Source organism: Rhizobium sp. OAE497, assembly GCF_040546565.1.
Taxonomy (GTDB): Bacteria; Pseudomonadota; Alphaproteobacteria; order Rhizobiales; family Rhizobiaceae; genus Rhizobium.
This window is the reverse complement of the sequence record NZ_JBEPOA010000001.1, coordinates 2660150-2683400: the sequence shown is the minus strand read 5'-3', so window position 1 is coordinate 2683400 and position 23251 is coordinate 2660150. Positions and strand designations below refer to the sequence as shown.

The window sequence follows — 23251 nt, the reverse complement described above, 5'->3', positions numbered from 1 at the left end:
GGGGCGAGCCACTCGTCTCGCCCCGCTCTTCGAGCCCCCCACAAGGGGGGAGAATGGCAAGAAGCACGGGTTTCCCCAAACAATGGATGTCAGAGTATTGCTGTGGCGCGAGCGGATGCGCCCAGCCGATCTCCCCCCTTGTGGGGGAGATGCCCGGCAGGGCAGAGGGGGGTAGGCCACGAACGCAGAGCCCCCACTCATCCTCACACCAGCTTCATCCGCTCGACTGCCATCAACACCCGCTCCGGCGTCGCAGGCGCATCGAGCCTTGGGCAGACCTTGTAATCCGCCACACTCGCAACCGCCATCGACAGTGCTTCAAGCACCGAGATCGCCAGCATGAACGGCGGTTCGCCGACAGCTTTCGAGCGGCCTATCGTGGCTTCCTTGTTTTCCGACCATTCGGCCAGCTTGACGTTGAAGACCTTCGGGCGGTCGGAGGCGAGCGGGATCTTGTAGGTGGAGGGGGCGTGGGTGCGCAGCCGCCCCTTGTCGTCCCACCAGAGCTCTTCCGTCGTCAGCCAGCCCATGCCCTGCACGAAGGCGCCCTCGACCTGTCCGATATCGATCGCCGGATTCAGCGAGCGGCCGACATCGTGGAGGATATCGGTGCGGTCGATGAGGTACTCGCCGGTCAGCGTATCGATCGTCACCTCGGTGCAGGAAGCGCCATAGGCGAAATAGTAGAAGGGCGTGCCGCGGCCGGCGGCGCGGTCCCAGTGGATTTTCGGGGTCTTGTAGAAACCGGCGGCCGAAAGCTGGACGCGGGCGAAATAGGCCTGCTTGACGAAATCCGAGAAGGGGATCTCGGTCTCGCCGACGCGCACGCGGTTCGGCAGGAAGATGACCTCGGCGGGATCGACGCTCCATTTTTCGGCGGCAAAGGCGACGAGGCGTTCCTTGAGCTGCCGGGCGGCGTCATAGGCAGCCATGCCGTTGAGGTCGGAGCCGGAGGAGGCGGCCGTCGCCGAGGTGTTCGGCACCTTGCCCGTCGTCGTCGCGGTGATCTTCACGCGGTCGATATCGACCTGAAAACTGTCGGCCAGAACCTGCGCCACCTTGGTATAGAGGCCCTGGCCCATCTCGGTGCCGCCATGGTTCAGGTGGATCGAGCCGTCCTGATAGATATGGACGAGGGCGCCCGCCTGGTTGAAGGCGGTCATGGTGAAGGAGATGCCGAATTTCACCGGCGTCAGCGCGATGCCCTTGCGGATGTAGCGGCTGTCGCGGTTGAAGCTGATGATGGCGTTGCGGCGGGCCTGATAGTCGGCACTCTCCTCGAGTTCGCCGACGATGCGCTCGAGAATGCTGTCTTCGACTTCCTGATGATAGGGCGTCAGCGTCCGGCCGGAGCCGGGCTGGCCGTAGAAGTTCAGCTTGCGGATTTCGAGCGGATCCTTGCCGGTGGCATAGGCGATCTCCTCGATGAAGCGCTCGGCGCCGAGCATGCCCTGCGGCCCGCCGAAACCGCGGAAGGCGGTGTTGGAGACGGTGTGGGTCTTCAGCGGCTTCGATTGCAGATGCACATGCGGATAGAAATAGCTGGAATCGGCATGGAAGAGGGCGCGGTCGGTGACCGGGCCGGAGAGATCGGAGGAGAAGCCGCAACGCGCCGCATAGGTGGCATCGACGGCATGGATGCGGCCTTCGTCGTCGAAGCCAAGTTCGTAATCGACGAGGAAATCGTGGCGCTTGCCTGTGGCCGTCATGTCCTCGTCGCGGTCGGGGCGGAATTTGACGGCGCGCTTCAGCTTCTTGGCGGCGATGGCGGCGAGTGCGGCAAACTGGTTGCCCTGCGTCTCCTTGCCGCCGAAGCCGCCGCCCATGCGGCGCACGTTCACGGTGACGGCGTTGGAGGGGATGTTGAGCACATGGCCGACGATGTGCTGGATCTCGCTCGGATGCTGCGTCGAGGACCAGACGGTGACCTCGTCGTCCTCGCCGGGGATCGCCATGGCGATATGGCCTTCTAGATAGAAATGCTCCTGGCCGCCGATGCGCATCTGGCCGCGCAGCCGGTGCGGGGCATTGTCCATCTCGGTCTTCGCCTCGCCGCGCTTTAGCGTCATCGGCGTGATGACGAGAGGGCTGCCATTCTCCAGCGCGCCGTCGATGTCGCTCCAGTGCGGCAGGTCGCGATATTCGATCTTCGCCTTGCGGGCGGCATGGCGGGCGGCCTCGCGGGTTTCGGCGATGACGGCGAAGATCGGCTGGCCGTGGAACTCTACCTTTGTTTCGGCAAGCAGCGGCTCGTCATGGCTGCCGTTCGAAGAGACGTCGTTGACGCCAGGCACGTCCTTGCCGGTGAAGACGAGGATCACGCCGGGGTGGCGGCGGACTTCGGAGAGGTCCATGCTGAGAATATCGGCATGCGCCCGGTCCGAGGTGCCGAGCGCCCCGTGCAGCAGGCCCGCAGGTTCGGGAATATCGTCGATATAATCGGCGCTTCCGGTGACATGCTTATGCGCTGAATCATGTTTCAGCGAGCCGTGCATCGGGCCAGAGATCATGGCTTTCGGGTTTTCGAAGGTGGATTTATCCATGGGGGTGCTCCACGGCGCAGGTTGGTGCGCGTGGCCCCCTCATCCGGCTGCCGCCACCTTCTCCCCGAGGGGAGAAGGGACTATGCCGCCCCCTCGCGTTCTCCCTTTTCCCCAGCGGGGAGAAGGTGCCCGAAGGGCGGATGAGGGGGCTGTTTGCGCAGACGCTTACTATCTTCATCACGCCACCCCCTCGAACCGCTTGAGTTCCACCGGCGTCCCAACCGTCTCCAGATAAAACCGCGTCAGCAGGTTCCGCGCCGTCAGCTGGCGATACTCCGCCGTGGCGCGCCAGTCGGAAAGCGGCTGGAAGTCGGCGTCGAAGGTGCCGCGGGCGGCGTCGATGGTGGCTTCGGTCCAGGGCTTGCCGAGCAGGTCTGACTCCACGGTGCGGGCGCGCTTGGGGATGCCGGCCATGCCGCCGAAGGCGATGCGGATATCGTGGACGTCGCCGGTATCATCGAGCGTCAGGTAGAAGGCGCCGAGAACGGCGGTGATGTCCTCGTCGCGGCGCTTGGTGATCTTGTAGACGGCGAAATGCGTGCCCTCGGCCGGGTAAGGCACGAAGACGCTTTCGACGAATTCGCCGGCTTTGCGGTCCTGCCTGCCATAGGCGATGAAATAGTCTTCGAGCCGCAGCATGCGCGTGCCTGCGGCCGAGCGCAGCTTGACGGTGGCGCCGAGCGCGATCAGCGGCGGCGGGCTGTCGCCGATCGGCGAGCCGTTGGCGATATTGCCGCCGATCGTGCCCATGTTGCGCACCTGCTCGCCGCCGATGCGGTTGATCAGGCCGGCGAGCGCCGGCACCTTCTTGGCCAGCACTTCGAAGGCCTTGGTGTAGGTGACGCCGGCGCCGAAGGTCACGCCGCCCTCGGTCACCTTGATCGCCTGTAGTTCGCTGAGGTGATTGATGAAGACGACCGGGGTGAGCGCGCGCATCTGCTTCGTCACCCAGAGACCGACATCGGTGGAACCGGCGACGATGGTCGCGGTGGGTTCTTCGGCGAGAATGCGGGCCAGCCCCTCGACGGAGCCCGGGATGACCAGCTTGCCTGCGTCAGAGGTAATGGTGATCGTCTCGCGCGGCTGCAGCGCCCAGAGGCGGGCGACGATATCGGAGCGGGTCTTTTCGAGGGGATCAAAGAGCGTGCTCGGCCGCGCCCTGGCGATCGCTTCCGCCGCCTTGACGATCGGCTCGTAGCCCGTGCACCGACAGAGGTTGCCCTGCAGCGCCTTTTCGATCTGCGGGCGGCCGGGCTTTTCGCTGGAAAGCCAGAGACCGTAGAGGGACATCACGAATCCAGGCGTGCAGAAGCCGCATTGCGAGCCGTGGAAATCGACCATCGCCTGCTGCACCGGATGCAGTGTGCCATCCTTGGCGGCCAGATGCTCGACGGTCACGACATGGGTGCCGTTCAGCGAGCCCATGAAGCGGATGCAGGCATTGACGGATTCATAGGCGAGCTTGCCGTCGACGAGACGGCCGATCAGCACCGTGCAGGCGCCGCAATCGCCTTCGGCGCATCCTTCCTTCGTGCCGGTCAGCCGGCGCCTCAAACGCAGAAAATCGAGAAGCGTTTCGGTCGGCCGGACATCTCTGAGCGTGATGTCCTCGCCATTGAGGATGAAGCGGATGGCGTCGTTCATGATGTTCCTTATTCTTGTTTTTCTAAATGGTTATGCCGCAGTCCAGCCCCCGTCAATCGAGATATGCGTGCCGGTCACTTGGCGGGCATCGTCGCTTGCGAGGTAGAGCGCCAGCGCGCCGATCTCCTCGGCCTTGACGAATTCATGCGTCGGCTGCGCCTTCAGGATCACCTCGGTCTTCACCTGCTCCTCGGTCATGCCGCGGGCCTTGGCCGTATCTGGAATCTGCTTCTCGACCAGCGGCGTCAGCACGTAGCCGGGGCAGATGGCGTTGACGGTCACGCCCGACTCAGCGAGCTCGAGTGCGGCCGTTTTCGTCAGTCCTAATATACCATGTTTCGCCGCCACGTAGGCGGATTTGAACGGCGAGGCGACGAGGCCGTGGGCAGAGGCGATATTGATGATGCGGCCATGCTTCTTCGCCTTCATGTGCGGAATGGCCGATCGCATCGTGTGGAAGGAGCTCGAGAGATTGATGGCGATGATCTGGTCCCACTTCTCGACGGGGAAGTCCTCGATCTTCTCGACATGCTGGATACCGGCATTGTTGACGAGGACGTCGATCGTTCCGAAGGTTTTCGCCGCTGTCTCGATGAGGTCGGCGATCTCGGCGGGCTTGGTCATGTCGGCCGGATGGTAGAGGGCGCGTCCCTTTGAAAGTGATTCAAGCCGCTCGGTGATCGCCTTGATTTCCTCGGCTTTTCCGAAGCCGTTGATGACGACGTTGTCGCCCTTGCCGGCAAAGGCGGTGGCGATCGCCAGGCCGATGCCGCTGGTGGAGCCGGTGACGACGACGGTTCTTTTCATAAGCGCTTCTCCTTGGTCCGGGTTGGACCAAGGTTATGCGCAAAGCCTTGCGGCTGACAATCGCCGAATGGCGTTCTCAGCTTCCGGCGAGAAGCGCCGTGGTGAAGGCGGCGGAAAAATCCGGGCGCGCGGTCAGCACCTTGCCATCGGCATCCTTCAGAATGCCGGCGTCGAACAGGTAATCGCCGATCGCTTTCATCTTTGCCGGGTCGATGGCGCCGGCCTTGCCGGGGGCGGTGCGTAGATAGCCGTCGGAGGCTAGCGTTTTCAGCGATGCCTTGACGAGGTCCGGATTGGTGAGCGCGCCGTCCGTTCCCTTGATCAGGATATCGGCTGCTTCATCCGGATGATCGGCTGCGAATTCATAGCCGCGGCGCGTCGCCTGCATGAAGGCGCGGGCGAGATCGGGCTTTTCCGAGAGATAGGCGCTGCTGGTGCCGAGGATGGCCGTGTGCTCATCGGGCACGCCGTAATCGGCATAGACGAAGGCGCGCTGGGCCTTCCCTTCAAGCTCGGCCTGGACGCCTTCCCAGGTATAGACCTCAAGCGTGAAATCGACGGCGCCATTGTCGAGCGCCTGATAGGCGGAAGTGCCGAGCGTCACGGTCTCGAACTCGCCCTTGCCGCCGGCGTTCCTGATCATCGAGCCGAGCAGGGCATTTTCCCAGGCGCTGCCGAAGCCGCCATAGGTCTTGCCGTCGAGATCCTTCGGGGTCTTGATGTCGGTACGATCAGCCTTGAAGACGACGCGGCCGGTTTCCTTCTGGACGATCGCGAAAGTGCCGACGAGATCGGCGCCGGCGGCGCGCTGCGTCATCAGGCCGATCGAGCCGAGCACGCCGAAATCGGCAACGCGGCTGGCGACGAGGGTTGCGGCAGAGGTGTCGGTATAGGGGAGAATGTCGACCTCGATGCCGGCGTCGCGGTAGAAATTCTTCTCGCGGGCGACGTAGAGGCCAATGTGATTGGTGTTCGGCGTCCAGTCGAGGGCGACCGAGACCTTGGGGCTTGCGGCGCGGACGGCCAGCGGTGCCGCAGTGAGGGCGAGAATGCCTGCAAGCGCCGTGCGGCGGGTGATGATCGGCATGGTCATGGTTCGGCGTCTCCTTCGAAGAGCGTTGTGAGAATGCGGTTTTCGATTGCGATGACCTCGGCCTGATGCCTGCCGGGTTCCGTTCGCGGCCGGGGCAGGCCGACCTCGATTTCGAGGGTGACCCGGGCAGGGCGGGGCGAGAAGACGTAGATTCGGTCGGAGAGCAGCACGGCTTCGCGCACGTCATGGGTGATCAGGACTACCGACAGGCCGCGGCGGGCCGAGAGCGCTTCGAGGAAACGCTGCATCTTCAGCCGCGTCAGCGCATCGAGGGCGCCGAAGGGTTCGTCGAGCAGCAGGATGGGACGCTGCTGGACCACCGTCCGCAGCAGCGCGGCCCGCTGGCGCATGCCGCCGGAGAGTTCATGCGGCCAGCTGGTTTCGAAGCCGGTGAGGCCGAATTCGGCAAGCAGCGGCTCGATCTGGCACCTAGCCTCGCGGCGGGGCATGCCTGAGATTTCGAGACCGAGTGCGGCGTTGTCGATCAGCCGCCGCCAGGGCATCAGTGCGTCGCGCTGCGGCATGAAGGCGAAGGGGCGCCCGGCGGCGTCGAGCGGCTGGCCGTTCATGCGAATGCTGCCGCCGGATTTGGTGGCGCTGCCGGTCAGCAGCCGGAAGAGCGTCGATTTGCCTGCGCCGGAAGGGCCGAGGACGGAGATGAATTCGCCCTGCTTCAGGTGCAGCGAGATGCCGGCGAGCACATCGATATTGCCGAGGCGGCAGCTGAGGTTTTCGATATCGAGAAGGGGTGCACTGCTCATTCCGGGTCATCCCCGTTTGCCCGGTGCCAGGGCATGGCGAGGCGTTCGGCGAGCACGGCGAGTGAGAACAGCAAGAGCGTCAGCAGCGCGCTGACGAGGACTGCGGCAAGCACGAGATCTGCGCGGAAATTGTTCTTGGCGTTGAGGATATAGATGCCGAGCCCGCGGGCGGCACCGGCATATTCCGCGAAGATGGCGCCGACGACGGCATAGGTGATCGATATCCTGAGACCGGCGAAGAAATAGGGCAGCGATGACGGCAGGCGGGCGGCGCAGAAGCGCTTCCAGCGCGAGGCGCCCATGGTGGTCAGCAATTCCTCGATCTCCGGCTCTGTCGCCTCATAGCCGCGTGTGAGGGCCACGAGCATCGGAAAGAAGGTGACGAGGGCGACCAGCAGGATCTTCGGCATCAGGCCAAAGCCGAACCAGAGGACGATCAAGGGTGCGATGGCGACAAGCGGCAGCGTCTGGCTGATGACGAAGACAGGCATCAGCGCCGAGCGCAGGCGCGGCACGAAATCGATCAGCACCGAAAACACGAAGGCGATGAGGAGGGAGGCGGCGAAACCCGCCAGCGTCGCCTGCAATGTCGGCCAGCTATTCGCCAGCAGCGCGGCTCGTTCGGTAAAGGCCTGGGCGAGGACACGCGAGGGTGCGGGCAGCGTCGCGGGCGGGAGGCCGGCGATGCGCACATAGCTTTCCCAGGCGGCGAGCACGGCGCCGACGGACAGGATGGCGGGAAGGAAACGGGCGGCAAGGCCCGGCAACCGGACAGATCTCGGCATCGGCAGGATCCTGACGTGACGCTGGGATCAGACGGCGGAGGGGCTGTTGGCCGATACGGTCAGGTCGATCGTCACATGGCCGTTCGGCGGCCCGAAGCGCACGAAGGCTTCGTGGATCGTCGCGAAGACCGCACCGGCATCGCCCTTGACGCGGGTGCAGAAATTCTTCGAGCGGTCGAAGACGCCGGAGTTCTTAAGGAAGTCGATGCAGCCGTAGATCTCTTCCATGTGATCGCCGGTGCCCATGACATAGAGCGAGAACTGCGCGGCGGCATGGCGGCCGGTGACCGGCGCGGATGCGACCGCTTCGAGAGCCGACGCCTTGCGCTCGGCAAGCGGCAGGACCGGGCCGGTAAGGGCTTCGGTGTGGCACATGGGATCATCGGGCTCGCCGGGGCAGCCGCGGGAGATGGTGGCGCGCAGCACCGCGTGGATGGCGTCTGCCGAGCCCGCGACATAGAGATCGCGCATCGCGGCGAAGACGATATCGGGCGTGCCGACGATCAGCGTCGAGATGTCGTCGGTCTCGATTCTGAGCTTTTCGCGATAGGGATCAAGTGCCGGAAGGGCAGATAGGATGACGTCGACGAAACGGTCGGTCATCGGGTAAAGGGAAATTTGTGCGCCAGAAAACATCGCTCGCCTCGCTCCGCTGGTATTATCCAGATCAGCTAAAGAGTTTGAGGCCATGCCAGCCGCATCTCAGCCCCGGCTATACGGAGCACCCCTGTCGTTGGCGCCTTTTAAACATGCGCCGCGCGGCTTGTAAAGCGGCGATCTGACGAGGGGTAAAATTGCGCTCGGCTTTCTTTTCCCTTTCGTTTCTGCCTCTTAAATGATCTATCTGAAAGCATCAGAGCTTCATGGGAGGGGGCAGGGATGAGCGGATATGTTCTGGCGATCGATCAGGGCACGACATCGACGCGAGCGATCGTGTTCGATGGCGAGATGAAGATCGCAGGCGTGGGCCAGAAGGAGTTCACGCAGATCTATCCGCGCTCGGGATGGGTGGAACACGACCCGGAGGAAATCTGGGATTCCGTCGTCTCGACGATCCACATGGCGCTGCGCGAAGCCAAGGTGAAGGCGACCGACATTGCGGCGCTCGGGATCACCAACCAGCGCGAGACGGTCGTCGTCTGGGAACGGGAGACCGGTAAGCCGATCCAGAATGCCATCGTCTGGCAGGACCGGCGCACCGCGAGCTACTGCGAAAACCTGAAGCGCCAGGACCTCGAGAAGACCTTCACCAAGAAGACCGGCCTGATCCTCGACCCGTATTTTTCCGGCACCAAGCTCTCCTGGATGCTCGCCAATGTGAAGGGTGCGCGCGCCCGCGCCGCCAAGGGCGAGCTCTGCTTCGGCACGATCGACACGTTCCTGATCTGGCGGCTGACCGGCGGCAGGAGTTTCGTCACCGACGCGACCAATGCCTCGCGCACGCTGATGTACAACATCGCCGAGAACGAATGGGACAAGGACCTGCTTGAGATCTTGCGCGTCCCCGCCGCGATGTTGCCGGAGGTGAAGGACTGCTCGGCCGATTTCGGCATTGTCGAGAAGTCGATCCTCGGCGCCGAGATCCCGATCCTCGGCGTTGCCGGCGACCAGCAGGCGGCGACGATCGGCCAGGCCTGCTTCGAGCCCGGCATGCTGAAATCCACCTATGGCACCGGCTGCTTCGCGCTTTTGAATACCGGCTCCGACATGGTGCGCTCGAGGAACCGGCTGTTGACGACGATCGCCTATCGGCTGGATGGCGAGACGACCTATGCCTTGGAAGGTTCGATCTTCATCGCCGGGGCGGCCGTCCAGTGGCTGCGCGACGGTCTCGGCATCATCGACACGGCCGGCGAGACCGGCAAGCTTGCCGAAAGTGCCGATCCCTCGCAGGAGGTCTATCTGGTGCCTGCTTTCACGGGTCTCGGCGCTCCGCACTGGGACCCGAAGGCGCGCGGGGCGATCTTCGGCCTGACACGCAACAGCGGCCCGGCGGAGTTCGCCCGCGCCGCGCTGGAAGCCGTCTGCTACCAGACCCGCGATCTTCTCGATGCGATGCAGAAGGACTGGAAGAACGGCAGCGACGACACGGTGCTGCGCGTCGATGGCGGCATGGTCGCCTCGGACTGGACGATGCAGCGGCTCTCCGACCTGCTCGACGCACCCGTCGACCGGCCGGTGATCCTGGAGACGACGGCGCTCGGAGCTGCCTGGCTTGCCGGCAGCCGCGCCGGTGTCTGGCCGGACCGGAAGAGTTTCTCGGCCAAGTGGAAGCGCAACCGCCGCTTCGAGCCCGACATGGATGAGAAGACCCGTTCCGCCAAGCTCAAGGGGTGGAAGAATGCGGTTAAGCGGACGCTGAGCGATGCCTGATCAGGCCGCCGCCACCGCCCGCTCGCGCCTGACCGGCGGGCTGTAGAGCCAGCTGGCGCCGGAGCGGTCGGCGGCTGCCTTTATTGCCAGCGACAGCGTGATGGCGGTGACGCAGATCAGCGGTGCCGCGAGATAGCCGATCGATGGTGAGGGCTCGACCAGGGTGGCGATCAGGCCGGCTATGCCGGCGACGATCATCACATGGGTGACGTAGACCGGCAGCGTGTTGCGGCCGAAATAGGAAAAGACGTCGCGCAGGGCCTTCAGCCGCGACATCAGCACGGCCATGCCGCACAGCCATGAGAGACCTGCGATCGACGAAGCGAAGGCCCAGAGGCCGGGCTCGATCGGCTGCAGGCGGCTGCGCAGCGCAAGCAGCAGGATGAAGGCGGAAAAGCCACCGGCTGCGAAGGGGAGAGGGCGCTCTGTCAGCGTTTCGGCGATCAGCCTGCCATACCAGCAGCCGAAGGCGAAGAAGACGAAGTATTGCAGCACATTGCGGTGGGTGAAGAGATCGATCGGCAGATAGCCGCCGAAGGTGAGGATCGAGAGAATCGTGCCGATCGCAATGACCGGGATGCGCGGCGCCGAGGAGAGCAGCTTGGTGACGGTCATGAAGATCGCCAGCGCCCAGATGAACCAGATGCCGGTATTCGGCGCCCACCACATTTCGATGAGCTGATAGGAATCCGACCCCTCCGAGGGCACGAGGCCGTTGGTGTGGACATAGCGGAAATAAAGCCAGCGCGCCGTGCTCCAGACGCCGAAGAGCCAGACGAAGGTCCAGATCTTCTTCCTAAAGAAATCCGGCCATGTGGCCCGCATCGCCGAAGCGGCCAGGAAACCCGATACCGAGAAGAACAGCGGCATGCGGATCGGCGCCATGATGTTGCTGATCTTGGTGTAGAGGGCCGGGGCCATCTCGTGGAAGTTCAGGTAGAGCAGGGTGTGGTAGACGACCACGAGGATGATCGAAAGGCCCTTGGCGATATCCAGCCATTCGATGCGGGTCTTCTGCTGGTGCATGGTTTCCCCTTCCGATTGTGCGCTGCGGCAGGAACAAACCGTCCAATTGCGTCAGAAACGTGGGCGCGACGGCATTCTTCTATCCGTGCGCGAATGCCGCAGGCGCGTCCCTTGCTTCTTTTGTACTGATTGGTACAATGCATTCCTATTGGTACAGGAGATATGACAATGACTGCACTTATCCCCCCATTCACGCTTGAAACCGCCACCCAGAAGGTCCGCCTTGCCGAGGACGGCTGGAACAGCCGCAACCCGGAAAAGGTGTCGCTCGCCTACACGCCCGACAGCGCCTGGAGAAATCGCGCCGAGTTTGTCAACGGCCGGCCGGAGATCGTCGCCTTCCTGAGCCGCAAGTGGGCCAAGGAGCTGGATTACCGGCTGATCAAGGAGCTCTGGGCGTTCCGCGAAAACCGCATCGCCGTTCGCTATGCCTATGAATGGCACGACGACAGCGGCAACTGGTTCCGCTCCTATGGCAACGAGAACTGGGAATATGATGCCGATGGCTTGATGCAGCGCCGTTTCGCCTGCATCAACGACATGCCGATCAAGGAATCGGACCGCAAGTTCCACTGGCCGCTCGGCCGCCGTCCGGATGACCATCCGGGGCTGTCAGAGCTCGGCCTCTAAGGACGCAAGGCTCTGAAAACCGTCTACGAACGCCACGATGTCGTGCCCCTGCTTGCCGAGATCTTCCGGGAACTCGGCTATGAGGGCGCGACGCTCAGCCGGATCACCGAACGCACCGGGATCGGCAAGGGCAGCCTCTATCATTTCTTCCCCGGCGGGAAGGAAGAGATGGCGGCTGCCGTACTCTCCGAGGTCGATCGCTGGTTCGAGGATTTCATCTACGAGCCGCTGCGCCGCGATGAGCCCTCGGCTGCGATCGAGGCGATGTGGCGGGGCGCCGACGATTATTTCCGCTCCGGAGGGCGCATCTGCCTCGTCGGTGCCTTTGCGCTCGATGGTACGCGGGAGCGTTTCAGCGAGGCGATCAACGGCTATTTCCGGCGGTGGGTGGATGCGCTGGTCAGCGCTCTTCTCCGCAGCGGGGTAGAGCAGGGTACTGCACAGCAGGAGGCGGAGGCTGCGGTTCTCGGTATCCAGGGCGCGCTGGTTCTGTCGCGCGCCCTCGACGATCATGATGTCTTCCGCCGGGCTATTGCCGGGATGAAGGCGAGGCTTTCGGCTACTTCTTGAGCCAGGGGCTCTTCGTGCTCCAAAAGATGACGCTTGCGCCGAGATAGTCGTTGGCGAAAGCGGTGAATTCTTCCTTGGTGAAGGGCTTCTTGGTCTGCGGGTTCCTGTAGGTCAGCGTCGGCTCCTGCACGGCCATGCCGACATAGGCGAGCTTGCCCTTGTACTGGTTGAAGAACGGATAGGAGTTCTTCATCTGCGCCTTGCGGTTCGGCACGATATCCGGGCCGCCGAGGCCGATATTGTTCTTCGCGGCGAAGTCGAAGAGACGGCTCATGTATTTGTGGTCGTTTTCCCATTCGCAGGGCCAGAAGTTGACGTACTGGACGACCATCGACTTGGCGAAGGCCTTGCGCGCGAAGCCGAGATTTTCCATCTCGCCAGCGAAATAGGCATCGCAGGAGAAATCCTTCGGCTCGTTCTTCGGATCGAGATCGATCGAGGTCTCCGGCAGGTTGATGCCGTAGACGCGGCCATCGAACTTGGCTGCGAGCGCCGAGATCAGCGCCTGATAGCGCTCCCGCACCGCCGGGTTCCACTGCTGTGCCACCCAGCCGGAGCCGATGCCCTTGTTCTCGCCGGGATTGTCGAACTGGGGCGCGAGACCGCCGCCATATTCGGCGCCTTCAAGCATGTAATCGGGGATGTTGCGGGCCTTGGGGCTGAAGAAGCGGTCCTGCACCTGGATGAACAGCTTCTTGTTCAGGCTCTCGGCGATCGCCAGGTCCTTCTCGATCGGCGAGAAGTCGTATTCGCCCTTGGCCTTCTCCAGCATCTTCCAGTTATAGACCACCTGCGCGCCGCCGATATCGGCGCGCGACAGCAGCTCCTTGAGGCCGTCGAGCTCACCGGCGCCGGTATAGATGAAATTCTGGGGCGCTGCGGAGGCGGCAGTGGCTGCGCCGGCAAGTGCGGCAGCCAGGAACAGGCGTTTGAAAAGATGCATGTTTCGTCCTGAAATATGATGTTGGAAATCCAGCCGCGCGAGAAATCGGAGCCGAAGGTGGCAACTCGATGGCGAAGAGCGGAGCGGCCGATACAATCCCCAATGCTAATTTTGCCCCACGGCTCATTTGTGAAGCGTAATTTTTTGCTGCGCCCTGTCGGATGGCGGGTTACTCCTTCGTCATTGAGGAAGAGGAGTAACAGATGCTTTATGCGATCCTTTGCTATGCCAACGAAGAAACCGTCTTCTCCTGGTCGAAGGAGGAGGAGGATGCCGTCATGGCGAAGCTCTACGCCGTGCAGGAGCCGCTCGCCAAGTCCGGCAAACTCGGCCCGACCGGGCGGCTGATGCCGACGACGTCGGCGACGACGCTGCGCAAGGGCAAGGAAGAGCCGCTGGTGCTCGACGGCCCCTTTGCCGAGACCAAGGAAGCGCTGCTCGGCTTCTATTGCATCGATTTCGACACGCTGGACGAGGCGATCGCCTTCGCCAAGGAGCTGTCGGCCGTCAATCCGGGCTCGACCTCCTACGAGATCCGGCCCTTCTACGTTTTCCATCCGGGAGATAAAGCCAAATGACCGACATTGCCTGGATCGACGTGACGCTGGCTTCTGCCCGGCCGAAGGCGCTGGGCGCGCTGCTTCGCTATTTCCGCGATCTCGATATCGCGGAAGAGGCCTTTCAGGAGGCCTGCCTGCGCGCCATCCGCACCTGGCCGGACAAGGGTCCGCCACGCGATCCGACGGCATGGCTGATCTTCGTCGGCCGCAACAGCGGCATCGACGCGGTGCGCAAGCAGAAGAAGACGCAGGCGCTGCCGGACGAGGAACTGATTTCCGATAGAGAGGATGCCGAGAGCGATATCGCCGAGCGGCTGGATGAATCCAACTACCGCGACGACATCCTGCGCCTGCTGTTCATCTGCTGCCATCCGGATCTGCCGGCAACGCAGCAGATCGCGCTCGCCCTGCGCATCGTCTCCGGTCTTTCGGTGCAACAGATCGCCAGGGCGTTTCTCGTCGGCGAAAGCGCCATGGAGCAGCGCATCACCCGCGCCAAGGCCCGCGTCGCCAAGGCTGGCGTTCCCTTCGAAACGCCAGGGCCGGAGGAGAGGGCGGAGCGGCTGACCATCGTCTCGACGATGATCTATCTGGTCTTCAACGAGGGCTATTCGCAGGGCGACCCGAAACGCGATGCGGCCGCCTTCGCCGACGAGGCGATCCGCCTCGGGCGGCTGATGCTGCGGATCTTTCCGGCCGAGCCTGAGATCATGGGCCTGCTGGCGCTGATGCTGCTGCAGATCTCGCGGCGCGATGCGCGCTTCGACGGCAATGGCGAGCTGGTTCTTCTCGAGGATCAGGACCGGACGCGCTGGAACCATGCGCTGATCAACGAGGCGCTGAACCTGCTCGACAAGGCGATCCGTCACCGCCAGCCGGGGCCTTATCAGCTGCAGGCGGCGATCGCCGCCATCCATTCCCGCGCCAAGCGCGCCGAGGATACCGATTGGGAAGAGATCGAGATCCTCTATCGTGTGCTGGAGCGGGTGCAGCCATCGCCGGTCATCACGCTCAACCGTGCCGTTGCCGTTTCGAAGCTCAAGGGGCCGGAGGAGGCCTTGGCGCTGGTCGATACGCTTGCCGAAAAGCTCGACGGCTATTTCTATTTTCATGGACTGCGCGGCGGATTGCTGAAGCAGATGGGCGAGGTGCGCCGTGCCCGCGAAGCCTTCGACCGGGCGATCGCGCTCGCCAATTCGGCGGCGGAAGCGGCCCATATCCGCCTGCAGCTCGACAAGCTGCAGAACGAGCAAGCGATGCCCGCCGTCAGATAATTTTCGGAAAATCATCAGGCGATGTCGGAACGGAGGATGCTGCGGCGTCCTTGTAACAGCCTGAGGATAAACAGCTTTGGCTTCAACAGGAGGAATGCCGAAATGACCGCCACGACGCAACACGAACTGGTTCTCGTCCGCGAAATGGATGTGCCGCGCGAGAAGATCTACAAGGCCTGGACCGACGAGAATTCGATCAAGGAATGGTTCGTGCCGCGGCCCTGGACGATTGCCGAAGCGAAGCTCGACGCGCGCCCGGGCGGCTCCAGCTACATCGTCATGCAGGATCCCGACGGTAACAAGTATCCGAATTCCGGCGTCTATCTGGAGCTCGTCGAAAACGAGAAGATCGTCTTCACCGACGCTTATACCAGCGCCTGGGTACCCTCGGAAAAGCCCTTCTTCACCGGCGTTATCCTGCTCGAAGATCTCGGCAACGGCCGCACCAAGTACACCGCCAAGGCGCTGCACTGGCGCGCCGAGGACAAGGAAGCGCACGAGAAGATGGGTTTTCACGAAGGCTGGGGCACGGTCGCCGGACAGCTTGAGGAGTATCTGAAGCGCGGCTGACGCACTTCAAGCGGGCGCTGAAGCGGCTTCGATTCCGATTCCGCCGGCGCCCGCAAGCCGTTGAATTTGGATTCGGATTGATGGACGGTTATATATGTAGTAACGTATCTACATTGAGGTGTTTGCCGTGACAGTTATGACCAGCAGGGAATTCAATCAGGATAGCAGCGGCGCTAAGAAGGCAGCAGCCGACGGGCCTGTTTTTATAACTGACCGCGGAAAGCCCTCGCATGTCCTGCTGACCATCGAAGAGTATACGGCTCTAAAAAAGACAAAGCCGAGCATTGTCGATTTGCTGTCCATGCATGATGTTGCCGACATCGAGTTCGATCCGCCAAAGCTCGATGAGCTGGGCGCCAAACCTGTCGACTTTTCCTGATGTATCTTCTCGATACCAATGTTGTTTCCGAGATAAAGAAAGCCGGAAGCGGAAGAGAGAATATCGATGTCGTCAATTGGGTTCGCGGTGTTGCGGATGAGCTGCTCTATCTGTCTGCAATAACTCTTTTCGAACTCGAGGTTGGCGCTTTGCAGGTCGCACGCCGGGATCCTCGCCAGGGGCAGGCGCTTCGAGCGTGGATCGATGGCGGCGTTCGCCAAGCTTTCAGGGGGCGAATACTTTCGGCAGGCGAGGGAGTGGCGTTGCGGGCGGCGGCATTCAACGTCCCCAACCCAAAGCCGATGCATGATGCATTCATTGGTGCCACTGCCGCAGAGCATGGATTGTCGCTTGTGACCCGCAATGTCCGCGATTTCCAGGGCATGGGAGTCCAGATCATCAATCCCTGGGATCTCACGGCCTAACTCACCCATCAACTTTATCGAACGATCCGTTCCAGAATTTCCGTTTGCCCGGGGGCTTGCCGATCCTTATCTGAGAGGCAAGTTCAATAGGATGCCGATGATGGAACTGGGCCTTTATACTTTTGCCGACGTCAATCCCAACCCGGGCCGCAGCAAGGGCGCGGAAGGGGCGGAGCGGTTGAAGCATCTGATCGAGGAAATCGAGCTCGCCGATCAGGTCGGCCTCGATGTCTTCGGGCTTGGCGAGCATCACCGGCCTGACTATGCCGCTTCGGTTCCGGCCATGGCGCTTGCCGCGGCCGCGGTGAAGACCAAGAACATCCGGCTGACGAGCGCCGTGACGGTCTTGTCGTCGGAAGATCCGGTCCGTGTCTTCCAGCAATTTGCGACGCTCGATCTCATCTCCAACGGCCGTGCCGAGATCATGGCCGGGCGCGGCTCCTTCATCGAGTCCTTCCCGCTGTTTGGCTACAACCTCGAAGATTACGATCAGCTGTTCGAAGAGAAGCTCGATCTCCTGATGGCGTTGCGCGAGAGCGAGGTCGTCAGCTGGAAGGGCGAGCTTCGGGCGCCGATCAATGGCCGCGGCGTCTATCCGCGCCCGCTGCAGGATCCGCTGCCGCTGTGGATCGCCGTCGGCGGCACGCCGCAATCGGTGGCGCGGGCGGGTGCGATGGGCCTGCCGGTGGCGCTGGCGATCATCGGCGGGGAATATCCGCGCTTTGCGCCGCTTCTTGAACTCTATCGCGAAGCAGCGCGCCGGGCAGGGCAGGATGCGTCGAAGCTGAAGACCAGCATCAACGTCCACGGCTTCATTGCCGATACGACGGAAGCGGCCGCCGACCAGTTCTACGGGCCGCAGGCCGAAGTGATGAACCGCATTGGCCGCGAGCGCGGCTGGGGACCGACGAACCGGGCGCATTTCGACATGGCGCGCGGGCCGACCGGCAATCTCTTCCTCGGCGATCCGGAACTCGTGGCCGAGAAGATCGTTGCGGCTCACAAGGTCTTCAGGAACGACCGTTTCCTGCTGCAGATGGCGATCGGCCTGATGCCGCACGATCAGATCATGCGCGGCATCGAGCTTTACGGCACGAAAGTCGCGCCGCTTGTCAGAAAGGCATTGACTGGGGGGGGCGAAGGGGCGAAAGCCACGGCCTGAACCCACAAGGCCAGCCGCCTTGGCGGCAGCCGGGATGAACGATGGTAATCGAGAACGACGACGAACTGGAAAAGCTGAAGGAAATCGGACGGATTTGCGCCAACGCGATCCAGGTGATGTCTGCAGCGCTGGAGCCGGGGATCACCACCCTCGAGCTCGATCAGATCGGCCGCAAGGTGCTTGAGGATGCCGGTGCGCGTTCGGCGCCGGAATTCTGCTACCAGTTTCCGGGTGCGACCTGCATCAGCGTCAACGAGGAAATCGCCCACGGCATTCCCGGTCCGCGGGTGATCCGCCCCGGCGATCTCGTCAATATCGATGTCTCCGCCGAGAAGAACGGCTTCTTTGCCGATACCGGCGCCTCCTTCACCGTGCCGCCCGTCAAGCCGAAGATCGAGCGGCTCTGCCGCGATGGCAAGCGGGCGCTGTTCGTCGGTCTCAACCAGATCAAGGCGGGCGAGCCGCTCGCCAAGATCGGCAATGCCGTCGGCGCCTTTGCGGCGAAGAACCGCTATACGCTGGTTGCCAATCTGGCGAGCCACGGCGTCGGCCGTTCGCTTCATGAGGAACCTGGCGAGCTTTCGACCTGGCCGGATCCTTCCGAAAAGCGGATCATGACCGAAGGCCTGGTCTTCACCGTCGAGCCCTTCCTGTCGCTTGGGGCCACCTGGGCCGAAGGCGGCGACGATGCCTGGACGCTCTATGCCGATCCGCAGGCGCCGACCGTGCAATACGAACATACCGTCGTTGCGACGCGCAACGGACCGCTGATCCTGACGCTGCCGGATCTGGCAGCTTAAGAGCTTCATCCTTTCGGCGGCCGGGCTCCGCCTCTACCCGTCCTTTCGTCCGAATATCCGGCGGCCTACCGCCTATGGCCAGTTAGCGGGCGCAGCAATTCCGGGTTACCGCTTGGTATCCGGCTCCATTCTCTTGTCCGCCGGTCTTCATGGAGGTCGGCGGAATGCTCGAGAGGGATCGCAGCAGTGCCAAGGCGATGCAGCACAATTACCGGCCGGATATCGACGGATTGCGGGCGGTTGCGGTTCTCTCCGTGGTGATCTTCCATGCCTTTCCGACCTGGCTGCCCGGCGGCCTTGTCGGCGTCGATATCTTCTTCGTCATCTCCGGCTACCTGATCAGCGGCCATATCCTGCAGCAGCTGCACGACAACAAGTTCTCGATCTTCGATTTCTACAGCCGCCGCATCCGCCGCATCTTTCCGGCTTTGATCCTGGTGCTGCTCTTCTGTCTGGCGGTCGGCGCGGTGGCGCTCTCGGCGGCCGATAACAGGGAGCTCGGCGAGCATGTTGCCGGTGGTGCGGGCTTTGTTGCCAATCTGCTCTTCTGGTTCGAGGTCGGAAGCACCAAGGATGGCGGCATTTCCAATCCGCTTCTGCATCTCTGGTCGCTCGGCGTCGAGGAGCAGTTCTACATCGTCTGGCCGCTCGCCGCCTGGATTGCCTGGCGGCGCGGCATAAGCGTCATCAAGACGATCGCGGCGGTGGCGCTGGTGTCGATGATCTTCAATCTCGTCATCGTCTATATCGACCGGACGACGGCCTTTTATCTGCCGGTGACGCGCTTCTGGGAGCTGCTGGCCGGTGCTGCGCTCGCCGAGCTGGAGCGCTCCTACGGCGGGCTGTCGCGGCCGGCGGCGAACCTTGCGGCAATCGCCGGTATCGTGCTGCTGGTGCTGAGCTTTGCGCTGATCCGGGAAAAGCAGGCCTTTCCGGGTATTATCGCGGCGGCGCCGGTTCTCGGTGCGGTGCTGGTCATCGCTGCGGGGCGGACGGCGGTATTCAAGACCCTGATCTTCAGCAACCGGATTGCTGTGGCGATCGGGCTGATCAGCTATCCGCTCTATCTCTGGCACTGGCCGCTTCTGTCCTTCGGCTACATCATCGGCCACGATACGCCCGCCAAGGAGGTGCGTTTCGCATTGCTGGCGGCGAGCGTGGTGCTGGCGGGGCTGACCTATATGATCATCGAGAAGCCGATCCGTTTTGGGCGCTTCCGGAAATCGGCGGTGGCCGTGCCGCTGTTTGCGATCATGACTTTCATCGGCGCGGCAGGCTTTTGGGTGTCGGAGCACGCGCTGCCGCGCGATGTGGCGCAGGTGGGCGTGCCGGTCGCCGAAAATGCCGCGCCGCTGCAAAAAGAAGGCCGCCACGTGATACGTGACGGCCGTTCGCTCTGACGGTTGCGGATCATCAGATCTGGGGCTTGCCGCCCTGCAGGATCTCCATCGCGGCGCGCTCCAGGATGCCGGAGATACGGGCGGCTTCCTCAGCCGACCAGGGATGACGCATGCGCAGGGCCGAGCGCAGCAGCTGGCGGGCGGCGCGCACGTCGCGGTCGTCGCGCATGAATTCTTCGTCTTCCTCTTCACGGCGGCGGCCGTGCTGTTCGGGATCGAACATGCGGTTGACGAAGGCCATCTTCTCGCCGACGCGCTCGAGCTTGCTGAAAATGCCGTCGATCATGGCGCGGTTCTCCTCGACCTTGCGCTTGCCGCTTTCGGTGATCTTGTAGAGCTTCTTGGTGCCCTCGGCCTCGACTTCGGCCAGGCCGGTTTCTTCGAGATAGGTGAGCGCCGGATAGATGACGCCCGGGCTCGGCACGTAGAAGCCGCCGGAGCGCTCTTCCAGAACCTTGATCAGTTCGTAGCCGTGGCGCGGCTGTTCGTTCAGCAGTGCCAGAAGCACGATCTGCAGATCGCCGGCCGAAAACTTCCGGCCCATTCCCATGCGGATCGCGTCGCCGAACATGCCGCCGCCACCGCCTCTAAAGCCTCTCATAGCTTCTTCCTTTCATCGTTAATCATATCGAATGCTATGTCGTAAAACATATATCGTAAGATATTACGTTTCAAGGGGAGCCCAAGAATTTCCGGAATTGAACCGATCGATCAGAATTTCTTGTTTGCGGTGCAGCAGGGGGCGGGCGATAAGCGCATCATGTTGGCACGCAATGAGAATGAGCCAGTCAATCTGGTCCGCACGGCCCTTGCCGGGATGATCGCCATGGCCGCTGCGATGGGCTTCGGGCGCTTCTCCTACACACCGATCCTGCCGAGCATGATGAGCGGCGTTCCGCTCTCCGCCTCCGATGCCGGGTTCATCGCCTCGGCGAATTTCGTCGGCTATCTCGCAGGCGCCGTGCTGGCTGCCTATGGCTGGGCGGCCGGGCGGGAGAGGGCGGTGGCGCTTGCGGCACTCGCCGCCAACGCGCTGCTTCTCGCGGCGATGGCGGCGACCACATCCGTTCCCGTCTTTGCGGTGATCCGCTTCCTCGCCGGGCTCGCAAGCGCCTTTTCGATGGTCTTCACCTCGTCGATCGTGCTCAGCCATGGGGCGGCGGCCGGCAACGACCATGTCCAGTCGGCGCATTTCGGCGGACCGGGCGCAGGTATCGCGCTGTCGTCGCTGATGGTGCTGCTGATCGGCATCGCCTTTCCCGATGCGGGCGGCTGGCGGGCGGACTGGATCGGCGGCGCGCTGTTCTCCGCACTCGGTCTTGCCGCGGCCTGGGCTTTGCTGCCGGCGGGACCCGCAGCGGCGGCGCGCAAGGGGCCGGAACCGGCCATCGCCTGGACACCGCCGATGCTGCTCGTGACGCTCTCCTACGGCATTTTCGGCTTCGGCTATGTCATCACCGCCACCTTCCTCGTGGCGATCGCCCGCATGGATGCGGCGGGCGCTTTCGTCGAGTTCCTCTGCTGGTTCATTGCGGGCGTCACCGCCGCGGTGGCGCTCTTTGCCTGGAAGCCGTTCGTGCGCGCTCTCGGGCTCGGCGGCGTCTATGTCGCGGCTGTTGTCATCGAGGTGGCCGGTGTGCTGGCGACCGTCATGCTGCCGCATTCGCTGGCGCCGTTAATCGGCGGGGCGCTGTTCGGCGCCACCTTCCTGGCGATCACCGCCTACGGCCTGCAGATCGGCCGCAAGCTTTCGCCCGAAAGCCCGAGGCGCGTCATGGCGCTGATGACGGCGGCCTTCGGTCTCGGCCAGATCGTCGGGCCGCTGGTGGCGGGCTGGGTGGCGGAGGGTACCGGAAGCTTCACGCTGCCCACCTATATTGCCGCCGCCGCCCTCGGCATTTGCGCGCTCCTCGTGCTGCCGGTCATCAAGAAACTGGGATAAGCCGTTACAAATACGTAAGAATGGCCCCCGGCCATTGCTGCCTTCTTCGAACTGCCTTAATTTCCCGCACAATCAGTGTTTGCTGATGCTCCCGAGATTCCAGTTCAGGAAAGCGCCTCCCAGTGTTTCATTCCTTCTTTCCGCAGCCGAAGCTGTTTTTCCCTTCGATTGTCATTTGGACGCTCATCGCCATCGCGGTCTGGTATCTGTTTGCCGCAGATCTCGGCCTGTCGCTGGGGTTTACACCAGTGCCGGAAGAGCAGCAGCCCATCGACCTGTCATTCTTCCTGCTGCCTGAGAACATGTGGTTCTACGGATACTTTTTCCTTACAGCGATGCTGTTCTGCGGTTTCTGGCATCTCAAGGCTGCAGATCATCCTTGGAAGGTATGGTCCGTCTGGGGTTCGGCGCTTATCATTTTCGTCACATACTTTGGCGTGCAGATCAGCGTCGTGATCAATAACTGGCGCCGACCTTTTGGCGACCTTCTGGTGAATGCGCTAAACAAGAAACCCGGCATCACGGTCGAAAACTTCTACGACCTATTCCTAATCTTCGCGCAAATCGCGTTCCTGAGCATGTTCGTCTCGATCCTGACGGACTTTTTCACCAGCCATTATATTTTCCGCTGGCGGACAGCGATGAACAATTTCTACATGGCAAACTGGGAAAAACTTCGGCATATCGAAGGCGCGTCCCAGCGCGTGCAGGAAGACACAATGCGGTTCTCCAGCACACTAGAAAGCCTAGGTATTAGCCTGATCAACTCCGTTATGACGTTGGTGGTGTTTCTGCCGATTATGCTGGCGCTGTCGCACTATGTTACCAGCATACCGATATTCGGAGAGGTGGCTAACTCTCTGTTCTGGCTCGCTATTTTCTGGTCGGTGTTTGGTACGGTCCTGCTCGCCTTTGCAGGTATCAAGCTGCCGGGATTGAATTTCAAGAACCAGCGCGTGGAAGCAGCGTATCGCAAGGAACTGGTTTACGGGGAAGACCACGCCGACCGTGCGCAGCCGTTGACTGTACAGGAACTGTTCTCACGGGTTCGCAAAAACTACTTCACGCTGTATTTCCACTATATGTACTTCAACGTGGCGCGCTCATTCTACTTGCAGGCAGATAACCTGTTTGTCTACTTTTTCATGACGCCGACGTTCGTCGCAGGGGCTATCACGTACGGCATCTTTCAGCAGATATCGACGGCTTTCGGGCAGGTCAGCAACTCGTTCCAGTATCTCATCAATTCTTGGACGACGATCATTGAATTGCTTTCTATTCACAAGCGCTTGAAGGCGTTCGAAGCAGCAATTGACGATGAGCCTTTGCCAAGCATCGATCAGCGCTATCTGGAGCAAGAGGGCAGCGTCGCCCATCCCGATGGTTAGTGGCGGATTGTAGATGGCTTCAAGCGAGCGGCCCCCTCATCCGGCTGCCGCCACCTTCTCCCCGCTGGGAAGAAGGGAACGAGCCTTAAACGCTCGCTTCCACGCGACTTTAGTTGTGGGGAATGACGGTGCCCAACATCCCTTCTCCCCAGCGGGGAGAAGGTGGCGGCAGCCGG

The 23251-nt window shown here is 62.4% G+C and carries 23 protein-coding genes and 1 riboswitch; of the genes, 13 read left to right on the top strand and 10 right to left on the bottom strand.

The features are described from left to right. Positions 1-203: 203 nt before the first annotated feature. The 7 genes from xdhB to ABIE40_RS13715 form a co-directional block, all read right to left on the bottom strand. Positions 204-2543: a xanthine dehydrogenase molybdopterin binding subunit gene (xdhB, locus tag ABIE40_RS13745; protein ID WP_199627342.1), complete on the bottom strand. Its 2340-nt coding sequence runs from the start codon at positions 2541-2543 to the stop codon at positions 204-206. A 177-nt stretch (positions 2544-2720) separates the two neighbouring features. Next, positions 2721-4187, bottom strand: a complete 1467-nt coding sequence (xdhA, locus tag ABIE40_RS13740; protein WP_199627340.1) for a xanthine dehydrogenase small subunit — start codon at positions 4185-4187, stop codon at positions 2721-2723. A 30-nt stretch (positions 4188-4217) separates the two neighbouring features. After that, on the bottom strand, positions 4218-4994 hold the full coding sequence (locus ABIE40_RS13735; protein ID WP_199627333.1) for a 3-hydroxybutyrate dehydrogenase: 777 nt from the start codon (positions 4992-4994) through the stop codon (positions 4218-4220). Between the two features lie 76 nt (positions 4995-5070). After that, positions 5071-6081: an ABC transporter substrate-binding protein gene (locus ABIE40_RS13730; protein ID WP_199627779.1), complete on the bottom strand. Its 1011-nt coding sequence runs from the start codon at positions 6079-6081 to the stop codon at positions 5071-5073. A gap of 2 nt (positions 6082-6083) precedes the next feature. Continuing rightward, positions 6084-6848: an ABC transporter ATP-binding protein gene (locus ABIE40_RS13725; protein ID WP_199627331.1), complete on the bottom strand. Its 765-nt coding sequence runs from the start codon at positions 6846-6848 to the stop codon at positions 6084-6086. Next, a complete protein-coding gene (locus ABIE40_RS13720; RefSeq protein ID WP_199627329.1) occupies positions 6845-7633 on the bottom strand; it encodes an ABC transporter permease in 789 nt (262 codons plus the stop codon). The genes ABIE40_RS13725 and ABIE40_RS13720 overlap by 4 nt, the downstream gene beginning before the upstream one ends. A gap of 27 nt (positions 7634-7660) precedes the next feature. After that, on the bottom strand, positions 7661-8269 hold the full coding sequence (locus tag ABIE40_RS13715; RefSeq protein WP_199627327.1) for a YkoF family thiamine/hydroxymethylpyrimidine-binding protein: 609 nt from the start codon (positions 8267-8269) through the stop codon (positions 7661-7663). Beyond that, positions 8261-8372, bottom strand: a riboswitch (TPP riboswitch). It overlaps the preceding gene by 9 nt. 140 nt (positions 8373-8512) lie before the next feature. On the opposite strand from ABIE40_RS13715, the gene glpK reads away from it, so the two are divergent. Next, a complete protein-coding gene (gene glpK, locus ABIE40_RS13710; protein ID WP_199627325.1) occupies positions 8513-10006 on the top strand; it encodes a glycerol kinase GlpK in 1494 nt (497 codons plus the stop codon). Here glpK and ABIE40_RS13705 read toward each other — a convergent pair whose 3' ends face one another. Continuing rightward, the gene (locus ABIE40_RS13705) at positions 10007-11032 is read right to left on the bottom strand and encodes an acyltransferase family protein (RefSeq protein WP_199627323.1); all 1026 of its coding nucleotides are present in this window, start codon (positions 11030-11032) and stop codon (positions 10007-10009) included. 168 nt (positions 11033-11200) lie between these two features. Here ABIE40_RS13705 and ABIE40_RS13700 point away from each other — a divergent pair, with 168 nt between their 5' ends. Beyond that, positions 11201-11662 carry a nuclear transport factor 2 family protein gene (locus ABIE40_RS13700; RefSeq protein ID WP_130277752.1) on the top strand — a complete coding sequence of 154 codons (462 nt, stop codon included), beginning with the start codon at positions 11201-11203 and terminating at the stop codon, positions 11660-11662. A gap of 12 nt (positions 11663-11674) precedes the next feature. After that, complete coding sequence (locus ABIE40_RS13695; protein WP_199627778.1) at positions 11675-12232, top strand: TetR/AcrR family transcriptional regulator; 558 nt, start codon at positions 11675-11677, stop codon at positions 12230-12232. Here the strand turns inward: ABIE40_RS13695 and ABIE40_RS13690 are convergent. After that, positions 12222-13175, bottom strand: a complete 954-nt coding sequence (locus ABIE40_RS13690) for a hypothetical protein (RefSeq protein ID WP_199627321.1) — start codon at positions 13173-13175, stop codon at positions 12222-12224. The two genes, ABIE40_RS13695 and ABIE40_RS13690, sit on opposite strands and share 11 nt — an antisense overlap. Positions 13176-13378: 203 nt before the next feature. Between ABIE40_RS13690 and ABIE40_RS13685 the strand changes: the two genes are divergently transcribed. The 8 genes from ABIE40_RS13685 to ABIE40_RS13650 all read left to right on the top strand — a co-directional run bounded on the left by ABIE40_RS13685 (position 13379) and on the right by ABIE40_RS13650 (position 19745). Continuing rightward, positions 13379-13753, top strand: coding sequence for a YciI family protein (locus ABIE40_RS13685; protein WP_112719436.1), 375 nt, complete (start codon positions 13379-13381; stop codon positions 13751-13753). Further along, on the top strand, positions 13750-15009 hold the full coding sequence (locus tag ABIE40_RS13680) for an RNA polymerase sigma factor (RefSeq protein ID WP_199627319.1): 1260 nt from the start codon (positions 13750-13752) through the stop codon (positions 15007-15009). The genes ABIE40_RS13685 and ABIE40_RS13680 overlap by 4 nt, the downstream gene beginning before the upstream one ends. 102 nt (positions 15010-15111) lie before the next feature. After that, complete coding sequence (locus ABIE40_RS13675; protein ID WP_199627317.1) at positions 15112-15579, top strand: SRPBCC family protein; 468 nt, start codon at positions 15112-15114, stop codon at positions 15577-15579. Positions 15580-15715: 136 nt separating this feature from the next. Beyond that, complete coding sequence (locus tag ABIE40_RS13670; protein WP_199627777.1) at positions 15716-15958, top strand: type II toxin-antitoxin system prevent-host-death family antitoxin; 243 nt, start codon at positions 15716-15718, stop codon at positions 15956-15958. Next, positions 15958-16383 carry a type II toxin-antitoxin system VapC family toxin gene (locus ABIE40_RS13665; protein ID WP_348652507.1) on the top strand — a complete coding sequence of 142 codons (426 nt, stop codon included), beginning with the start codon at positions 15958-15960 and terminating at the stop codon, positions 16381-16383. Before ABIE40_RS13670 ends, ABIE40_RS13665 begins: the two co-directional genes overlap by 1 nt. Positions 16384-16483: 100 nt before the next feature. Next, entirely contained in the window at positions 16484-17545 is a 1062-nt protein-coding gene (locus tag ABIE40_RS13660) for an LLM class flavin-dependent oxidoreductase (RefSeq protein ID WP_199627315.1), read from the top strand. Between the two features lie 41 nt (positions 17546-17586). After that, a complete protein-coding gene (gene map / locus ABIE40_RS13655; RefSeq protein ID WP_112719433.1) occupies positions 17587-18345 on the top strand; it encodes a type I methionyl aminopeptidase in 759 nt (252 codons plus the stop codon). A gap of 164 nt (positions 18346-18509) precedes the next feature. Beyond that, positions 18510-19745, top strand: a complete 1236-nt coding sequence (locus ABIE40_RS13650; protein ID WP_199627306.1) for an acyltransferase family protein — start codon at positions 18510-18512, stop codon at positions 19743-19745. Between the two features lie 13 nt (positions 19746-19758). On the opposite strand, the gene ABIE40_RS13645 is transcribed toward ABIE40_RS13650, so the two are convergent. After that, the gene (locus ABIE40_RS13645) at positions 19759-20346 is read right to left on the bottom strand and encodes a PadR family transcriptional regulator (RefSeq protein WP_199627304.1); all 588 of its coding nucleotides are present in this window, start codon (positions 20344-20346) and stop codon (positions 19759-19761) included. Positions 20347-20505: 159 nt separating this feature from the next. On the opposite strand from ABIE40_RS13645, the gene ABIE40_RS13640 reads away from it, so the two are divergent. Beyond that, complete coding sequence (locus tag ABIE40_RS13640; protein ID WP_199627302.1) at positions 20506-21687, top strand: YbfB/YjiJ family MFS transporter; 1182 nt, start codon at positions 20506-20508, stop codon at positions 21685-21687. 122 nt (positions 21688-21809) lie between these two features. Next, on the top strand, positions 21810-23075 hold the full coding sequence (sbmA, locus tag ABIE40_RS13635) for a peptide antibiotic transporter SbmA (RefSeq protein ID WP_199627300.1): 1266 nt from the start codon (positions 21810-21812) through the stop codon (positions 23073-23075). The last annotated feature ends 176 nt before the right edge of the window (positions 23076-23251 follow it).

Coding starts and splice junctions, on each gene's coding strand:
- xdhB (WP_199627342.1), bottom strand. CDS start 2,543: ATGGATAAATCCACCTTCGAAAACCCGAAAGCCATGATCTCTGGCCCG.
- xdhA (WP_199627340.1), bottom strand. CDS start 4,187: ATGAACGACGCCATCCGCTTCATCCTCAATGGCGAGGACATCACGCTC.
- ABIE40_RS13735 (WP_199627333.1), bottom strand. CDS start 4,994: ATGAAAAGAACCGTCGTCGTCACCGGCTCCACCAGCGGCATCGGCCTG.
- ABIE40_RS13730 (WP_199627779.1), bottom strand. CDS start 6,081: ATGCCGATCATCACCCGCCGCACGGCGCTTGCAGGCATTCTCGCCCTC.
- ABIE40_RS13725 (WP_199627331.1), bottom strand. CDS start 6,848: ATGAGCAGTGCACCCCTTCTCGATATCGAAAACCTCAGCTGCCGCCTC.
- ABIE40_RS13720 (WP_199627329.1), bottom strand. CDS start 7,633: ATGCCGAGATCTGTCCGGTTGCCGGGCCTTGCCGCCCGTTTCCTTCCC.
- ABIE40_RS13715 (WP_199627327.1), bottom strand. CDS start 8,269: ATGTTTTCTGGCGCACAAATTTCCCTTTACCCGATGACCGACCGTTTC.
- glpK (WP_199627325.1), top strand. CDS start 8,513: ATGAGCGGATATGTTCTGGCGATCGATCAGGGCACGACATCGACGCGA.
- ABIE40_RS13705 (WP_199627323.1), bottom strand. CDS start 11,032: ATGCACCAGCAGAAGACCCGCATCGAATGGCTGGATATCGCCAAGGGC.
- ABIE40_RS13700 (WP_130277752.1), top strand. CDS start 11,201: ATGACTGCACTTATCCCCCCATTCACGCTTGAAACCGCCACCCAGAAG.
- ABIE40_RS13690 (WP_199627321.1), bottom strand. CDS start 13,175: ATGCATCTTTTCAAACGCCTGTTCCTGGCTGCCGCACTTGCCGGCGCA.
- ABIE40_RS13685 (WP_112719436.1), top strand. CDS start 13,379: ATGCTTTATGCGATCCTTTGCTATGCCAACGAAGAAACCGTCTTCTCC.
- ABIE40_RS13680 (WP_199627319.1), top strand. CDS start 13,750: ATGACCGACATTGCCTGGATCGACGTGACGCTGGCTTCTGCCCGGCCG.
- ABIE40_RS13675 (WP_199627317.1), top strand. CDS start 15,112: ATGACCGCCACGACGCAACACGAACTGGTTCTCGTCCGCGAAATGGAT.
- ABIE40_RS13670 (WP_199627777.1), top strand. CDS start 15,716: ATGACCAGCAGGGAATTCAATCAGGATAGCAGCGGCGCTAAGAAGGCA.
- ABIE40_RS13665 (WP_348652507.1), top strand. CDS start 15,958: ATGTATCTTCTCGATACCAATGTTGTTTCCGAGATAAAGAAAGCCGGA.
- ABIE40_RS13660 (WP_199627315.1), top strand. CDS start 16,484: ATGGAACTGGGCCTTTATACTTTTGCCGACGTCAATCCCAACCCGGGC.
- map (WP_112719433.1), top strand. CDS start 17,587: ATGGTAATCGAGAACGACGACGAACTGGAAAAGCTGAAGGAAATCGGA.
- ABIE40_RS13650 (WP_199627306.1), top strand. CDS start 18,510: ATGCTCGAGAGGGATCGCAGCAGTGCCAAGGCGATGCAGCACAATTAC.
- ABIE40_RS13645 (WP_199627304.1), bottom strand. CDS start 20,346: ATGAGAGGCTTTAGAGGCGGTGGCGGCGGCATGTTCGGCGACGCGATC.
- ABIE40_RS13640 (WP_199627302.1), top strand. CDS start 20,506: ATGTTGGCACGCAATGAGAATGAGCCAGTCAATCTGGTCCGCACGGCC.